At 47.9% G+C, this 17,447-nt stretch carries 14 protein-coding genes; 1 reads left to right on the forward strand and 13 read right to left on the reverse strand.

The annotated features are described in order from the left end of the window. Positions 1 to 58: 58 nt before the first annotated feature. The 11 genes from BMW79_RS23020 to BMW79_RS23070 form a co-directional block, all read right to left on the reverse strand. Complete coding sequence (locus BMW79_RS23020) at positions 59 to 1,204, reverse strand: FecR family protein (RefSeq protein ID WP_089898492.1); 1,146 nt, start codon at positions 1,202 to 1,204, stop codon at positions 59 to 61. Positions 1,205 to 1,300: 96 nt separating this feature from the next. Next, positions 1,301 to 1,858 carry a sigma-70 family RNA polymerase sigma factor gene (locus BMW79_RS23025; protein ID WP_089898495.1) on the reverse strand — a complete coding sequence of 186 codons (558 nt, stop codon included), beginning with the start codon at positions 1,856 to 1,858 and terminating at the stop codon, positions 1,301 to 1,303. A gap of 180 nt (positions 1,859 to 2,038) precedes the next feature. Then, positions 2,039 to 5,269, reverse strand: coding sequence for a S41 family peptidase (locus BMW79_RS23030; protein ID WP_089898496.1), 3,231 nt, complete (start codon positions 5,267 to 5,269; stop codon positions 2,039 to 2,041). A 126-nt stretch (positions 5,270 to 5,395) separates the two neighbouring features. Further along, positions 5,396 to 6,001, reverse strand: a complete 606-nt coding sequence (locus BMW79_RS23035; protein WP_089898498.1) for a sterol desaturase family protein — start codon at positions 5,999 to 6,001, stop codon at positions 5,396 to 5,398. Positions 6,002 to 6,118: 117 nt separating this feature from the next. Beyond that, entirely contained in the window at positions 6,119 to 7,177 is a 1,059-nt protein-coding gene (locus BMW79_RS23040; protein WP_218150418.1) for a glycoside hydrolase family 16 protein, read from the reverse strand. Between the two features lie 169 nt (positions 7,178 to 7,346). Next, complete coding sequence (locus BMW79_RS23045; protein ID WP_089898500.1) at positions 7,347 to 8,135, reverse strand: helix-turn-helix domain-containing protein; 789 nt, start codon at positions 8,133 to 8,135, stop codon at positions 7,347 to 7,349. A gap of 2 nt (positions 8,136 to 8,137) precedes the next feature. After that, the gene (locus BMW79_RS23050; RefSeq protein ID WP_089898502.1) at positions 8,138 to 9,553 is read right to left on the reverse strand and encodes an aldehyde dehydrogenase family protein; all 1,416 of its coding nucleotides are present in this window, start codon (positions 9,551 to 9,553) and stop codon (positions 8,138 to 8,140) included. A 4-nt stretch (positions 9,554 to 9,557) separates the two neighbouring features. Next, positions 9,558 to 10,442, reverse strand: a complete 885-nt coding sequence (locus BMW79_RS23055; RefSeq protein WP_089898504.1) for an oxidoreductase — start codon at positions 10,440 to 10,442, stop codon at positions 9,558 to 9,560. 110 nt (positions 10,443 to 10,552) lie between these two features. Continuing rightward, positions 10,553 to 11,188, reverse strand: coding sequence for a hypothetical protein (locus BMW79_RS23060; RefSeq protein ID WP_143059258.1), 636 nt, complete (start codon positions 11,186 to 11,188; stop codon positions 10,553 to 10,555). Between the two features lie 102 nt (positions 11,189 to 11,290). Next, complete coding sequence (locus tag BMW79_RS23065) at positions 11,291 to 11,704, reverse strand: hypothetical protein (RefSeq protein WP_089898508.1); 414 nt, start codon at positions 11,702 to 11,704, stop codon at positions 11,291 to 11,293. 259 nt (positions 11,705 to 11,963) lie between these two features. After that, positions 11,964 to 14,381 carry an ABC transporter permease gene (locus tag BMW79_RS23070; RefSeq protein WP_089898510.1) on the reverse strand — a complete coding sequence of 806 codons (2,418 nt, stop codon included), beginning with the start codon at positions 14,379 to 14,381 and terminating at the stop codon, positions 11,964 to 11,966. A gap of 257 nt (positions 14,382 to 14,638) precedes the next feature. On the opposite strand from BMW79_RS23070, the gene BMW79_RS23075 reads away from it, so the two are divergent. Then, on the forward strand, positions 14,639 to 15,478 hold the full coding sequence (locus tag BMW79_RS23075) for a universal stress protein (RefSeq protein ID WP_089898512.1): 840 nt from the start codon (positions 14,639 to 14,641) through the stop codon (positions 15,476 to 15,478). A 3-nt stretch (positions 15,479 to 15,481) separates the two neighbouring features. On the opposite strand, the gene BMW79_RS23080 is transcribed toward BMW79_RS23075, so the two are convergent. Continuing rightward, complete coding sequence (locus BMW79_RS23080; protein ID WP_089898514.1) at positions 15,482 to 16,096, reverse strand: response regulator; 615 nt, start codon at positions 16,094 to 16,096, stop codon at positions 15,482 to 15,484. Between the two features lie 109 nt (positions 16,097 to 16,205). Beyond that, positions 16,206 to 17,420: a lanthionine synthetase C family protein gene (locus BMW79_RS23085; protein ID WP_177192293.1), complete on the reverse strand. Its 1,215-nt coding sequence runs from the start codon at positions 17,418 to 17,420 to the stop codon at positions 16,206 to 16,208. Positions 17,421 to 17,447 lie beyond the last annotated feature (27 nt).

Below are 17,447 nucleotides of genomic sequence, written 5' to 3' on the forward strand. Positions count from 1 at the left end.
CAGCATTGGTTGGTGTGCTGACGCTGGTGGTATCAGCTATGGTTGATTTTTGATTCTCTTACGGATAAATAACGATGTTCCTGTTCTCCGTTATTTTGAAATTAATACCTGCCTGATGTAATACTTTCAGGAGTTGATCCTGGCTCAGACTTCTGCCTATCTCTCCTGTGAAAGCGACATCCGGCACTTTACCGGCGTATTTCACTTCTATATTGTACCATCTCGATAATTGTCTCATGACGGTTGGTATATCTGCTTCTTCAAAAGAAAAGTAGCCGTTTTTCCAGGCGATAACGCTGTTCACATCCACTTTTCTGACACCGGTAACGCGCTCCCCTCCTGGTGTTACGGCAGACTGCTGACCAGGCTGCAGGGGAACTGCATAGGTAGCTGTATTTACCAATACGGCGCCTTCCAGCAGGGTAGTGCGTATGCTGCCCTCATCGCTATACCCGTTGATATTGAAATGGGTACCCAGCACCAGTACTTCCATCTGGTTCATCTTCACTTTAAAAGGGTGCTGTGCATCCTGCGCCACTTCAAAATAAGCCTCCCCGGTAATCGTCACTTTTCGTTCCTTGCCCGTAAACGCAGTGGGATAACTGATCGACGAGCAGGCATTGAGCCATACCGTCGTGCCATCCGGCAGCGTAATCTTGTATTGTCCGCCGCGTGGCGTGCGCAATACGTTATAGGTAACCGCAGCCGCCGGCGCATCCTCATGTTTATAGATGAGCTGACCATGCGTTATTTTCTCCACTTTGGTATTTCCCTGCACCGACACCAGTCCTGTACCTGCGCTGTCAAGATTTACCACGGTGCCATCTGCCAGTGTGAGCGTGGCCTTATCTCCTCCCGGCAGGATGACTGTTTTATTCTCCGCCAGCGGCACTGGTTGATCATGTTGCAGCCAATAATATCCCCCACCGGCTGCTATCAGCAGCAATACTGCTGCTGCCGCTGCTTTCCAGTTGATGCGGCGTACTTTTGCATCGGTTTTCACCGGCAAAGTGGCCGCCTGCAAACGCCGGCGCATCCGTTCTTCCATCACTGCTTCCGTTTCATTTTCCGCTACCGTTAAATGGGCTGTCAGGGCCTGCTCATCGTAAGCATTATACCATTGCAGCAAACGGTTTTTCTCCGCTTCACTGGCCGCTCCGGCAAGATACTTTTTCGATAGTATGGCCAGTTCCTTTGTTTCCATCCGTGTTAATGATTTACAGGGTCCTATATAGTAATGTCGGCAAATAGGGGTGCTACCCTACCTCTTTGAAAAAAATATTTTCCCGGGAGGGATTTTTTATACAAAAAGACTGTGAAAATAGTTCCGGAATTGTAGCCGTAACCGTTGCAGGGCTTTGGTGATGTGCTTTTCGACGGCCTTCTCAGAGATTTTCAGTTCTGTGGCAATTTCCCGGTTGGAGAGGCCTTTATTGCGGCTGTAATCGAAAACGAGGCGACATTTTTCCGGTAACTGTTTCAGTTGTTCCTGCATGGATTGTTCCAGGAAATGCACTTCAGCGGTATCATCGGCAACTGCCTGAATAGCTTCAGGGAGGGCTTCCACGGCGGTAACCGGAACCATTTTAGAGAATTGGCTAAATACGGCGTATCTGTTGGCAGTAGCCAGGTAGGCTGGCAAAGAGCGGATTACAGTGTGATTCCTGCGCTGCCACAGGCCGGTCAGCACATCCTGCACCACATCTTCTGCCAGTTCCCGCGAGCGCAGACGATCATAAGCCAGCACATATAACCGTTTCCAATAGCGGTTATAAATTTCTGTAAAGGCGTTGTGATCATCTTTACTCATCAGCTGAACCAGCTCATCATCAGCATAGTGGGAGTAATCGGTCATCATCTCTTATAAATCTTAAATAAGTATAACACTACTGTTGCCGGCAACAATGAACAAATGGTTGATATATACAGAGATTATTATGAACTCAAAGCTAAGGTATAAGGCGCTGGGAAACAATAGTAAAATAAAAAGCCCCTGCAACAGAAACGTTGCAGAGGCCTTCCTTATTATTAACCCATATTATTTTATCTCCTGTAACATCTCTTTCACGGCTGCTTCCAGCTGGGCGTCCTTCCCAACCAGGAACTCTTCGTAGCGGAGTGGCACCCGGATATCCGGCTCTATCTGGAGGTTTTCAGTAGGACGGCCTTCTTTACCGATAGTACCCACCATCGGGATACCAAATACCATGGTAGGATCTATCTGTGTTTCCCACCATACGGCTGTACCGGTGCCAGGTACAGGCATACCGATCAGTTTACCGATATTACCCTGTTTGTAGATATAAGGGAAGATGAAAGCATCGCTATAGTTCCCTTCGCTCATCAGCACGCAGCTCGGCGCCTGCCATTGGCCACTTGGCTCACCACCTTTGAGTTTGTCGCCCTGCGGTGCAAACTCCAGGTACTTTTTACCGCTGAGGAAATTATACAGGTCATCGTGCAGCCATCCGCCACCGTTGAAACGGGTGTCTACAATGAGGGCTTTTTTATCGCGGTTGCGGCCCATTACTTCATCATATACAGAACGGAAGCTGGCATCGTTCATGCCTTGTACGTGAACATATCCTACTTTACCATTGCTGAGTTTATCTACCATCTCCCGCATACCGTTTACCCAGCGCTTGTACATCAGCGTGGTTTCTTCTCCTGTGGAAACCGGTTTTACGGTTTCTTCCCAGCGCACTTTGGTATCCGGGTTGTAAAGACTGATCAGTACATTGTTACCGGCTTTACGATTGAGCAGGGAAGCCCAGTCGGCCGCTGCTGTGATATTTTCGCCATCGATCTTTTCGATGATGTTGCCTTTTTTCACTTTGCTGATGGCTTTATCAAATGGTCCGCCTGCAATGATATCGTCTACTTTCAGACCGTTGCCGGTGAAAGTTTCATCGTAGAGTAAACCTAATGATGCGGTAGCATCACCATTCATTATCTGCGGAGAGTAGCGGCCGCCGGTGTGGGAGCCATTCAGTTCCCCGAGCAGCTCGCTCAGCAGCTCTTCAAAGTCGTAGTTATTGCTGATATACGGGAGGAAACGGGCGTAGTTGTCGCCGTATGCTTTCCAATCCATGTTGCGGATGGTAGGATCATAGAACTTCTCTTTCACCTGTTTCCACGCGTGCCAGAAAATATACTTACGTTCTTCGTCCTGGTTAAGTGCTAACTCTGTACTGATCGACACCGGTGTGATCTTACCGCTGTTAGCATCTACCTTCACCACATTACCACGGTTACCCACGAAGAGGGTGTTACCGTCTTTGCTCAGTTCAATACTGCCCGGCGTGCCGCCAAACTTGGCGAGGATCTTTGTTTCGCCGGTTCTTGGTTCTGTCATCCACAGATCATAGCCTTTTTCAAAGGCCGCCATGTAATAGAGTTTGCTGGCATCTTTACTCAGCACATAATCGCTGATAGAAGCGCTGTTGATGGTGAGTTTTATCTTCCTGTTTTCCAGGTTTTTAAAATCGGGATGAAACTCTTTTTTTGTATCGGCGGAATCTTTTGCTTTCAGGGCAGAATCTTTTGCTGCTTTGCCGCCGGTGGCTTCTTTTTCTTTCAGGAGATTAAATTCATCTTTGGATAACTTGTATTTATCGAAAGCTTCCTGGTCGAAGAATATGGCGTAGATATCTACTTCGCGGCTACCTTGTTTTGCGAGTGATTTGCGGCCTTCGCGGCTGCTGGTCCAGGTAAGCATTTTACCGTCGTTGGCCCATTTGCTGTTGTTTTCACCGAAGCCGCTGTTCACCGGGTACAGTGATTCGCCTTTGCCGTCTGCGGGAATAAGTGTGGCGTTGGTTAAACTGAAATAGCCCTGTTGATCATCGGCCAGGATCCATTTGCCATCGGGGCTCCATTTGAAGTCCCAGTCGCCATCCGAATACGAGTGATTGCGGCCGGCGGGCAGCAGGGTGCGGCTTTTGCCGGAGGCGATGTTAAATACTTTCAGCACATTACGGTTTTCGATGTAGGCGATTTCTTTGCCATCGGGTGAAAACAGCGGTTGAAATTCTTCTGCGGCAGTAGCAATCACCGGCTCTTCTTTCAGGAGGGTAGATGCAAAAAAGTAAGCTTCTTCTTTGCGCACTCTGGTGGTCTGGTAAATATCCCAGTTGCCGTTACGTTCGGCGGCATAGATCAGTTTCTTACCATCGGGCGACCACTGTACCATTCTTTCCTGCTGTGGGGTATTGGTGATGCGTTTGGTGGTATTACCTTCTACGCTGGTCACAAATACTTCTCCCCTGGCAATAAAGGCCATTTCCTTGCCATCGGGGCTGATAGCGAATTCGGTGGTATTACCGCTAACGGGAACATTTTTCACGATACCGGCACGGCCGTCGTTGAAGATGCTGACTTCCAGTTTGCGGGGTTGCTCGCCTTCTTTCAGCGTATATATTTCACCGTTATAAGTGAAGCAAAGGGTGTTGTTATCGGCTTTAGAGAGGTTGCGCACCGGGTGTTTGGTAAAGCTGGTGAGCTGCTTCATACTGGCTTTATCGGCCAGGGAAGATTTGAACAGGTTCTGGGAGATCCCGCCTTTTTCGCTGAGATAGTAAATATCGTTGCCGTTGCCGAATACAGGTTCCCTGTCTTCGCCGTTATACTCCGATACTTTTTCGTAACTGCCTTTTGCCACATCCATTACCCAGATATCCCTGGTGACAGAAGATACGTGGTGTTTACGCATCGGATCTTCATATCCTTTTCTATCCTGGAAGATGAGCTGATTACCGGCTTTGTTGTAGTGCGCTACATCTGCGCCGGCGGCGCTGAGTAACACGGCGCGGCCACCGGTTACCGGCACGGTATACATATTTCTGAACAGGCGGTAAGGAAACCTTACGCTGGCTGCGGGTGCGTTACGCGCGCTGCCAAAGAGTACCTGTTTGTTATCTGCGGTGAAGTCGTATGGAAAGTCGCCGGCACTGTTGCTGGTCAGCCGTACAGGCGCACCACCCGTGGCGGGCATTACAAATACATCAAAGTTCCCGTAACGATCGCTCGCAAAGGCAATGTATTTGCCGTCGTGGCTCCATACCGGCAGCATGTCATGGGCTTCATGGATGGTCAACGGAACGGCTACGCCGCCTTTGGCATCTACCCGGTAAATATCTCCTTTATAACCGAAGGCAATGGTATTGCCGTCGGGAGAGATAGCAGGATTTCTCAGCCAGAGGGCATTTTCCTGGGCATAGGAGGTGGCGGCCATAAGGATGGCAGCACACCCGAATAATAATCTCTTCATAAGCGCTGATTAGATCTGTTGTCAGGTCGCCAATGTATAAAAATATGCGCTTTTATTCAAGGAGGATAATGATAAGTGGCAGTATTTAGTTGTCGGGAGATGGAACTGCGGTGCCGTTGCAGGAGCTCAGAACATGGTGCCGAACACGCGGTCCCAGAGGGTAGAGCTAACGCCAAATCCGCGTTCCTCATCTTTGTAGTGATGCAGGTGATGGTTACGCCACAAGGGTTTCAGCCATCGGAAGGGTGGCGCCCAGGCATGGATAGCATAGTGCATGCTGCCATACAGGAGGTACCCGGAAATAAAACCGGGGAAAAAAGCCCATGCTGCCTGCTGCATCAACCCGTAAAAAACAGTAAACAGGAAAGAAGAAATAATCAGGCTGGGAACGGGAGGCATAAACAAACGTTGGCGGTCGCGCGGATATTCATGATGATTGCCATGCATGGTATAGGTAATCTTCCTGGCCAGCGGGCGTTCACTCACCCAATGGAAAAGGAAGCGGTGTGCCAGGTATTCGAAAAGGCTCCAGCCAAAGAGAGCGGCCACGTAAATGCCGGCTATTTTCCACCAGGGATACCGGAGGGAAGTGCTGCAGTAATACAGCATATAAGTGATGATGGGCAGGTAGATCCCAAAAATAATCAGGGGATGTGTTTTCGTCAGGAATTCCAGGTATCTGTTACTGAAAAGCTGTGCCTGGCCTTTGTTGTGCACTTTTTCAAACTTCATATACGGCTGTTTTTACCAGGGTAAAATGCAACAGTCACCGGTTACCGCCATCCATTTTTTGATGAGCTGGCGGTTAAACCGGTTGAGTTGTTGAAAAAAGCAGGTCAGCCGAAGGCTTTATTTCCGTTTATATGCCCTTACCCAATCGACCAGTACGGTGCAGGGAAACTTCGCGTCGTCCACGATCTTCCCGCCGTAGGTCTGGTTATCATTACCTCCTACGCCTGCAGAGAGGATGATATAAAATTTATGGTCGAAAGGTTTCCATTCGTTGAAGTGATGCGAGTATTCGCTGGACATGACACGTTTACCATTTACGATTTTCACGGTGTCGCCATCCTGGCCATCGGCCGGACGGGAGAAGGCGGCGCCATCGTTGAAATAGTTGATATGATATATGTGTTCATCGATACTGAATTCGATGCGGTCTGTGAACCAGTCGATCCGGTAGATGTGGTACCCGCCGCTCCCCGCAGCAGGATCATTATCTACCGGAGGTGTGGTACCATATTGTGGTTTCACGGCTGGCACTTCATTGGTAGTATAGCTATAGTATGCGCCCTTCATACCATGGTTCCAGTCCTTGTATTCATTATTCTGGTAAGACCAGGCGTAATGCACCGTACCCAGATTATGGTATGGAATACTACCAACATACTCCATGATATCAATTTCGCCGCCCTGGGGCCACATGATATAGGGCTGATCGGCAGGCTTTTCAGCGGGCATCATCCAGAAGGCAAAGCCCTGGCCCTTGTATTTTACATCCCTCGCGAAAACGCGGGCTTCGATGCGGCTGCCCGGACCGAATGATGCAAGGTCTTTGGTGTTGATTCTTCCGCTGGTATAGTTCCTGTCGGTCAGAAACTCTTTGCGGGTGGTAACAGCCAGGTTGCCATCTTTCACATCGAGGTTTTCGATGCGATCGGTAGCTCTGTCCAGCTGCCCGGTGCCCCAGTTGCCGCTATTACCGGTACCGGTTTCTATATTCCATTTCTGACGGTTGAGGGTAGTGCCGGAAAACTCGTCGTTCCAAACCAGGTCATAACCGGCATAAGCGGTGGGTCCTTTTTCTTCTTCCGGTGGATTGGTAGCGGGTGAACTGTTCTTCTTACATTGTGTAAATAAAGGCAACAGGATCAATAACAGATAAGGGCGTTTCAGTTGGCAAAGCATACGGTATTATTTTGCCGCAAGATGGTATTTTTTTATCATATTTCAATTTTTTTATGAAAGATGCTATCGGGTAGATGTACACTGGAAATGGAACCTGCGCGATCAGTATTCAGCGCCTATAAAGGCAAACAGCGGGAGGTGGTGATTATCAATTCCTCCCGCTGTTTGATTATGATACCAGTGCCGATGGCGCCACGCCGAAAGTTTTCTTAAACGCAAAAGAAAAATGGGACAGGTCTTCGAAGCCTACTTCGAGGTATACATCAGAGATCTTTTTACGTTTTTCTTTAATCAGGTAATAAGCTTCCTGCAGGCGTTTTTGTTGCAACCAGCGACTGGGTGAACTATGAAATATTTTTTCGAAATCGCGTTTAAAAGTAGCCAGACTTCGGCCGGTTAAATAGGCGAAACGTTTGATGTCTACATTGAACTGGTAGTTCTGCAGCATAAAAGCTTCGAGGTCAATTTTGCCGGGCTCATTGAAATCGAACAACACATCTTTCAGTGCGGGATTTGCTTTGAGCAATACCAGGATGGCTTCTTTCAGCTTAAGGGCTACCAGGTTTTCATTCACCGCCTCATTCAGTGTTTCATAAGGCTGCAGGGAGTTCATAAAGCTTTGCAACAGGGGCAGCGGTTTCAGCACAGTAATAGCCGGGCCGTCGGTATGTTTATCCGCAGTATAGCCGTATTCCATGCTGAAACTTTTCAGTGTATCCTCATCCAGGTAAACGGACACGGTTTTGAACTCTCCCTTTTCCGGTGGTTGTTTCAGGAATTTAATCAGTTTATTACGGCGGCAGAAAGAGAAAGTACCCTCGTTCACCGTTTGCGTCTGGTTGCCGTCATTGAATGTGATGGCACCCGCTATCTGATAGCTCAGTACATGTACCGGAGCAAACTGCTCTCCTTCCCTGCTCCTGTTTACATAACAGGAATAAACGATTTCCTTCGGCATAATTATACAATAATAGTTTTGGGTTCCAGGTATTCTTCCAAGCCATATACGCCGTATTCCCTGCCGATGCCTGATTGTTTAAATCCACCAAAAGGCGCCATGGGGTCGTGGTTTAGTGAGTTGATGAGCACCCGGCCGGCCACAATTTTATCTGCTACCGTCCTGGCGTGTTTTTCATCAGACGAACTTACGTAAGCCTGCAGGCCGTATACGGTGTCGTTAGCAATATCGATGGCTTCTTCTTCCGTTTTATACGTGATCACTGACAGTACCGGTCCGAAAATTTCCTCATTTGCAATCCGCATATCCCGCGTAACGCCGGTAAATACGGTAGGCTTTACGAAGTTCCCGGCTTCAAGTCCTTCGGGATGACCAATACCACCCGTTAATACTGCAGCGCCTTGCGTTATACCCAGCTGGATATACTGCTGTACTCTTTCATATTGTTTCCTGCTCACCAAAGGTCCCAGTGTAGTGCTATCGGCTGCCGGGTCGCCTACTTTCACCTGTTCCACGGCAGCTTTCAACAGGGTCTTTGTTTCTTCGAGCCGCTGTTCCGGTATCAGTAACCGGGAGCCGGCGATACAGGCTTGCCCGTTGTTCATGAAGCAGGCTGCTACTGCCATCGGAATTGCTTTGCTGAAATCGGCGTCCTCCAGGATGATGTTGGCGGATTTACCGCCCAGTTCGAGCGTTACGCGCTTCATGGTGTCTACGGCGCCACGGGCAATCATTTTTCCGACTTGTGTAGAGCCGGTAAAAGAGATCTTTGCCACATCCGGGTGATGGGTGATGGCGTTGCCTACCACATCTCCCAAACCATTGACGATATTAAAAACCCCTGGTGGCAGTCCGGCTGCGTGCAGGCATTCTGTAACAATCTGTGTCTGCATGGCGCTCATTTCACTGGGCTTAATCACAGCTGTGCATCCTGCGGCGATAGCGGTGGCCAGTTTATTGCAAATATAACTGGCATTCGCATTCCATGGTGTAATGATGCCAACAACGCCTAATGGTTCGAGCACTACTTCTGAATGTCCCACTATTTTGCGGAAGGGAAAATCTTCGAGCACCTTTTTATAATGGAGGAAGCTATCGGCGGCCAGTTGATTGGAGCCGAGCGCCCGTTGGGTGGGGGCGCCGTATTCTGCAATGGAGGCTGCTACGAGATCGTCCATGCGTAACATCACTTCATCGTGTAGCCGTTGGAGATAGTTACGCCTTTCCTCCAGGGTAGTCCGGGAAAAAGACGGAAAGGCAGCTTTAGCGGCGGTGATGGCCTGATGGGTATCTGCTTCATTTCCCAACGTAACGCGACCCAGCAGCTGATTGGTAGTGGGGCTGATCAAATCGAAAGTAGCCGTGCCTGTTGGTTTTACAAATGCCCCGTTGATATAAATCTGATCTATGATCTTCATCTTATTAGTCTTTTCTGCCGGTGAGGGTTTTTCCCGCTTCGGTTTCCATGAAATCTGTGGCGCCGTCGTGATCTGTAGAAACACTCACGGGTAACCATTGTTCAAATTCTGCCTGTCGTGCTGCATCTGCCTGTTTCAGAATACCGGCGGCTTCACTGCCGAGGATCAGGTGTACCGGAGGGGTGGGATGATCTACCAATTCGATCATCACTTTAGCAGCCTTTTCGGGATCACCCATTGGCACGTAATTACCGTCGCGGAGGAAATTAATGATCCAATCGACTGTAGTTTCGTATCCTTCTACATGTGGTGCGAAGGTCATGGAAGCGCCACCCCAGTCGGTGCGGAATCCGCCCGGTTCTACAGAAGTAACGAAGATGCCCAGTGGCGCCACTTCTTTTGCCAGTGCTTCCGAGAAGCCACCCAGGCCGAATTTAGCTGCCTGGTACATGCTTAAGCCAGCATTGCCTACGCGGCCGCCGACGGAACTGATCTGCAGAATGCGGCCGGAGCGTTGTTTACGCATATGCGGTAATATGGCACGGGTAATGGCGATAGGCGCATAGAGGTTTGTTTCCAGCTGACTGCGCACCTGCTCTTCTGTGTAGGCTTCTGTAGCGCCGGTAATACCGAAACCAGCATTGTTCACCAGCACATCGATACGGCCAAATTGAGCTACCGTATCGTTCACGGCTTGCTGGATCTGTTGATGGTCTGTTACATCAAGTTGAATGGGCAGGATCTGGCCGGGGTATTGAGTGGCGAGGTCTTTTAATTGTTCCGGGTTGCGGGCGGTGGCGGCTACGAGATCGCCTTTAGCGAGAACTGCTGCGGTGAGACTGCGTCCAAGGCCGCGTGAACTTCCTGTGATAAACCAAACTTTTGTCATGGGTATTGTTTTTTTGTTTAGACAAAGGTCGGTTGGGAATTGTTGGCGGGCTTTGTTGCAGGGGTCAAATATGGTTTGTTGGGTGGCTCATAGAAAAAAGGGCTAACCAGCTATTTATCGAAGATGCGTTTTACATTACTGAATTCCACTACACTGTCTCTGACATCTGCGGTACTAAATGCCAGACGACCCTTCTTTGAGAGGACTACCTCATTTCCTTTTATGTTATAGACAAAAGCATTGTAGAAGACAGTCGTTTGAGTGCCTGTCATCTGGGGACTGTCTGTGGCCATGAATTCGCCTGTTTCTTCGTTTACCCATATAAATTCTATATGGGTTCTGCGTTCAAGCATTACCTGATGACTTTTGAGATCTATTACATACAGCATCAGGAAATTCATTCCTATCAGTGGTAACAGCAACTTGTCTTCCTTGAAAAGATAATAACCGGATAGATGATAGTTATTCTTTTTTTTCACCGCAATACCATTGTCTGAAAAAACAACATCGGAAAACTGGGGATATGGGAAGGAAAAATGACCTGTATCATTTCGTGCTTTGAAGTTATATTCCAGACGGATTTCTCCTACGTTTTTTACTTCTGTATTTCTTTTGGTGGCCGTAAGATCCAACAGGGAATCGTGTATTTCGAATTTTTCCTCCTCGTAAACTGCTGGCTTTTTTACGCTGTCCGCCAACGAAGAATCAGCTGCCACCGGGACGGAGTGCTTGTCTCCTTTTTTCATATTGCCGCAGTTTGTCAACACAAATGCGATTAGCAGGAAAGTGATTACTTCTTTTGATGGTATGAAATATTTCTTCAATTTATATATTTACTTTACTAATTCTCAGAAACCTCCCAGGGCTTCAATATATACATCATCTCCACTAACCAGGCGTGGATAGAAAACAATTTTACCGGTGGTATGGTCAAACTTCACCCCGTCAGTAGTGCCTGTGTACTGAAAAAGGCCATTGCGCCATACTTTGACAGACTTATTGATAAGCCAGGCATTAACATAAGCGCTATCGCCCTGTAACTGCATATCGGGGGAGTTACCAGCTACAAACTGAAAATTACGGGTCAGCGCTATGGCAGCGCCATTACTTTTCGCCGGAAGTTCCTTTGTATGCGCAAACGCAGGTGGCGTCACAAATTCTTTACTTCTTAGCTGTAACGTATCTCTTAAAGCCTTAATGGAACTTTGAGATAAGGCACTTACAGGACAGATGACACAGAGGATCAACACAAAATATTTCATCAGAGTAGCTTGAGTGATTTTCTATCGCTGTGATTTGGGGAATAACAGTGCTTACAAATTCAAAACACCTTCTATCCGGTGAACTCCTGAGCAAGATGTAAAAAACCAACACAACTTAATTAATATTAACCAGAGCATCAATAACACGTTAGTGTGTACTGAAAGCTGAAAGGTAGGGAGTGAAGACGTAGTGTATCTGCGTAGTACAAAAAAAAGCGGCGAAGTTTCCTCCGCCGCTACCCTATGAAAAAACAGTATGCTATTCTGCTTTCAATGACCTCACCGGATTCATTCTCGCTGCTCTCAACGCCAGGAAGCCCACCGTCAGCAACGCTATCACTACCGCGCTCAGACCTGCCAGGCCAAAGATCCACCAATGAATATTTACACGATAGGCAAAGCCGTCGAGCCAGCGGTGCATTCCCCACCAGCCCAATGGTGTAGCAATGAGTATGGCGATAAGTACCAGTTTGATAAAATCACTGGATAATAACCCGATAATACTCGCCACGGATGCGCCCAGCACTTTACGGATACCGATTTCTTTCAGCCGTTTTTCAGTGGAATAAGTGGCGAGGCCAAATAAACCAAGACAGGCAATAAAGATCGTGAGACTACCAAATGCCGCAAATATTTCTCCGAAGCGCTTATCTTTCTGATACTGCTCGTTAAATGCCTGATCCAGGAAGCTATAGCGGAAGGGCCTTTGCGGCTCCAGACGATTCCAGGTGTTTTCCAATGCGGCAATAGTTTTGTTGATATTAGCGGCTTTGATACGCAGTGAGATACGGCCCAATGATTCCGGCGGCGCCATTCTCAGTGCCAGCGGTTCTACATTCTTATGCAGGGATTGATAATTGAAATCCTTTACCACACCGATCACTGTTCCTGTGCGGCCCCATTGTTCAAATGGTTTCCCGATAACATCACGGGGATTATTATAACCCCAATGCCTCGCAGCAGCTTCATTGATGATCATTGCATGTTCGAGATCAGCAGGGAATTCACGGGAATAACCCCGGCCTGCTGCCATCTTCATTTCGTATGTCTTAAGAAAATCAACATCTATTTCATACAAACCCGGATCGAAACTCTGCATTTCTCCACTGGGCGAAGCTATTTTAGTAGTGCCGTTAGGAAAGAATTCACCCGGCACAGCCCTGGAAGACGCAATGGCCAGTACATCGGGATTTTCGGCTAACACGGTCTTCACCGTTTCCATATTTTTATTTACCTGCGCATCACCGCCATAATCGATGATCAGCATCTGATCCTGACGGAAACCAAGACTATGCGAACGCAGGTGATCCAGTTGTGAAAACACGATCCCTGTGCAGGCGATGAGAGCTACAGATAAACTGAACTGAAATACCACCAGGCCTTTTCTCAACTGAATACCTTTGCCGGAATCATTAAACTTCCCTTTTAACACAAGGGCAGGTTTAAAGCGGGACAGTACCAGGGCCGGGTAAATGCCCGCCGGGATACCTACTACAAATGGCGTAAGCACAAATATCATCAACATCTGCCAGGATAAAAGATCCGCGTAAGGCAATGGCTTATCAGAAATATTCCGTACGAGGGGCAACAACAATACCACCAATGCAAAAGCCATCATAGTAGCCAACAGAGCTATCAACACCGCTTCTGTGAGATATTGCAGGATCAGGCTTTGCGGATGAGCACCCACAGCTTTGCGTACACCTATTTCCTTTGCCCGTTCCATAGAACGCGCAGTAGTAAGGTTTACAAAGTTTATACCCGCAATAAACAGGATAAATGCCGCCACCACCGAAAAGACATATACGTTTGATAAACTGCCGGTAGCACCCGGCTGCCGCCCTGCGGCAGACCTCAGGTAAGCATCTTTCAAAGGCTCAAAAGCAATGGTATAGGAATTCTGCGACTGATTGGGATTGTGGCGTTTCAGAAAATCAGGCACCTTTGCCTGCATGGCCTGTATATTCGCATTTTCAGGTAAGAGAAAATAAGTATAGAAATCTACATAACCCCACCAATCAAATATTTCGGCCCTTACTGTTCTGAAAGTAACCATTGATATCAGTGCCGAAAACGTAAAGTGGGAGTTGGATGGCACATCCTCCATCACCGCAGTAACAATCAGCGGAAAATCCTCATCCGTTTTTAATGTTTGTCCTACCGGGTTAACCTTCCCAAAATATTTTTCAGAAAGCGTTTTAGTCAGCACAATACCATTAGGCGTCTTTAACGCCGTTTTAGGATCACCATACAACACTTTCCAGCTGAATATATCAAAGGCCGTAGAATCTGCAAATACAAGATTGCCTTCCTGGAAACGTTTATCGCCATGCTGCAGCAACAGCGTAACAGGGCTGGTAAACTGTACTACCTTTTTTATTTCCGGGAAATCTGCCAGCAAAGCCGGGGCTACAGGAGCGCATCCCCATACCTGGTACTCAGCGGGCGCTGGTGGTCCCTGTTCCTGCTGACCAGTGGGATTGCGGAATGCATGCAGTACCCGGTATATTTCGTTGTAATTCTTATGATACTTATCGTAGGATAATTCGTCTTTTACATAAAGTACTATCAGGATACAACAGGCAATACCCACCGTTAAGCCAACGATGTTAATCAGGGAATACACTTTACTTCTTGAAAGGCTGCGCCAGGCAATTTTAAAATAGTTGCTGATCATAGTTGCTATTATTACGACGATATTCGTTTAAATGTACATATCTGCGGGCCAAAATAAATGCCATTTCCCCAGGCCGCTTCCATAGCCGCTTCCAGCGTAGGATCCCCCCTGAACCTGTCCAAATATGGACACTTTTGTACAAAACCGAACATCCCTGCTGATTGTTATTCTCCTGAACATATCCCCCATTTTGGTTGTTCATTGGATTGATTGGCAGGAATTTCGCGGTTGATAGGTTCACCAAAATAGCGACGCATATGAAAACAATGCTCCTTCTTACCGACTTCTCAGAAAATGCTTTCCGGGCAACAGAATACGCCGCACAACTGGTGGATCCCCTGCAGGTGAGCAGGATTCTTCTTTACCACGCCTACCAAAGCTCCATTATTGGGACAGACCTCCCGGTGACCAATGCCGGCAGCGATCAGCAGTTGTACCTGGACATCATGGAAAACCTCGGCTTGCAACAGGATCGCCTCAGCGCCCTTGTAAAGCATGCCCGGATTGATCTGATGGCAGAAGACGTATCCCTCCCGGCACACATCAGCCAGTTATGTAAAGCAGAAGAAGTAGACATTATTGTGATGGGAGTATCCGGCAGATCAGGCCTGGAAAAATTACTGCTGGGCAGTACCACCTCCATGATGATTGCAGAAAGTACGGTACCTGTGCTCATTGTACCCAAAGACACCCTGATTGGGAAACCCATACAGTCGCTGGTATTTACTACCGATCTGAAAGACCATGCTTCCATCCCGGCACATCAGCTCTATGAATTCCTGGATGCGTTCCCGGCAACGGTACAGGTGCTGAATGTAGACAAAGCCGCCGGTGAAAGCTATACCATGGAAACAAAAGAATCCATTGCGAGCTTACACCGGATCTTCGAAAAATATAACGCCAGCTTTGATTATATCAATAACAGCAATACGGTAGAAGGGATCCTGTCGTACGCGAACCAGCATCATGCTTCCATGATCATTGTAGTGCCACGGAAACTGGGCGGACTGGCATCCTTCTTTCATAACAGTATCTCTAAAAAGCTGGCTTATGATTCCAATATCCCGTTGCTGTCTTTGCCTGCAGTAAAAGCGTAATACTCAGATCAATACTTTATTGTCGACCGCACATTTGATCAGCATCGCGGTATTCCGTGCATTGAACTTACCCAGCAGGTTGCGGCGATGGCTGTCGACCGTATCTGCACTGATGAATAATTTCTCTGCGATCTCATGATTGGTATGACCGTTGGCAATCAGCCACAGTACCTCTTTCTCCCGCTTGGTAATATGCAGGTGATGTAAACTGTCTGTTTTAAGCGCCTGTTTTAATTCTGCCGAGAGATAGGTGTGACCGGAATATACATCGTGTATGGCCCGCAGGAGTTCTTCCTTATCTGCATTTTTCATCAGACACCCGCTGGCGCCGCTATCCAGCATTCCGGCAATACCGGTGTCGTTTTTATGATAACTTAATCCCAACACTGCTATATCGGGATAACGTTTTTTTATATTGGCGCAAAGTTCAGCGCCGCTGATATCGGGTAAGAGGGTATCTAGTAACACCACATCTGCAGTATGCTGATCCAGGAAGCGAAGACAGGAAATACCGTTCCTGGTTTCACCGGTCAGCTGAATATCTTCTTCCCCGCTGAGTAATGATCGCAGTCCTTCCAGTATCAATGGATGATCATCAACAAAATATATACGGATCATGGTTTTTCAGTTTGCTGTAACGTCTGTATACGATGGCATAGATGATTTCGGGCAACAACACTATGCTCATTTACTATACCTGTAATATAGCGAAAAAATCAAGACAAGTTTAATCTATCAGCATACATTCGCCCCATGCAGGTCTGATAGTGGTATCTGCAAAGCTGATCAGCGACAAGCCGATACCTGCAATTCCTTCCAGCACGTTGTGACTGCTGATATATTCCGGATGATGATAAAATTTATACCCTGCCGGGCCATCATCCCAGGTATTCATGCTGAGCGTGGTTTGCCACCAGTACCGCGCAGCATCCAGCAAAGCATCGTTGCCAGCGGCCAGCCCGGCCTGTTGCAGCAGATGCGCAATCCCTGCGCTCCCGTGACATAAACAGCCATCATGAACCGCTCCGTTCTTTACATTGCGATAGGCGGCGATATGATGAAACAGTTCCTGTGCTTCCTGCTGGTAATCCTGTCTGCTCAATCGCTTCCCGGTTCCCCACAGCATCGCGGCAATGCCCAGATCTCCATAACACCATCCCAGCCTGCTATGCGCATCTCCTATCACTTCTCCCCTGTCGTTAACGATTACCGGATAGCGGGAGTGGGTGATGCCTACAGATTTATTTTTGGTTTGCAGCAGCCATTGAACACTATTATCAATGAGCTGACATGTCATCTCTTTAGCGATCCCCTTTTCATAACAACGCGCCAACACCGAAATAATAGCGGGCACACCATGTGCCAGTCCAAGATTAAAAAGATCCTGATCGGGATGCTGCTGGCTTTTGCTGGAGAAATGGTCCTTCCAGGCGATGCCACCCGGCAAAGGGATCACACTTTCTGCGAGATATGTGACCAGTTGCTCCAGCTGTGTTACTGCGACCGGGGCCGGGAGCCGTTCGAGAAAATAGAGGGCGGTGCCAATACCATGATGCAGAAAGTCGTTCCGGCCTTCCCGGAGTTCTGAGTCCATAAAATCTGCTACCAGCATATCAATATCAGCGAACGTATCTGCAGTATCATCTGCTTCGATAAAGCCTAAAGCGGTCAGGTGCTGTATACACCAGGATACGCCGGCAATACCGCTGCAATGCGAACCGTTCATCGGCTCTTCAGAAAGCGACTGCAGGCATTTCCGGATAATATCATACACTTTGTTCAGATGTGCGGCCTTACCCGTCAGCTGATAATAGTACGCATAAAATAATGCGGCGCCCGTATATCCACCCAGTAATCCGTTATTGGTATCCGTTAATACAAACCGGTCCAATGCTACGCAGATCCTTTGCAGTACGGAGCGGGCAGCTTGCTGTTGATCCATAGAATGATTTGCCGTCATAAAATATAT

The sequence above is a fragment of the Chitinophaga arvensicola genome (assembly GCF_900110835.1).
GTDB classification, from domain to species: Bacteria; Bacteroidota; Bacteroidia; order Chitinophagales; family Chitinophagaceae; genus Chitinophaga; species Chitinophaga arvensicola.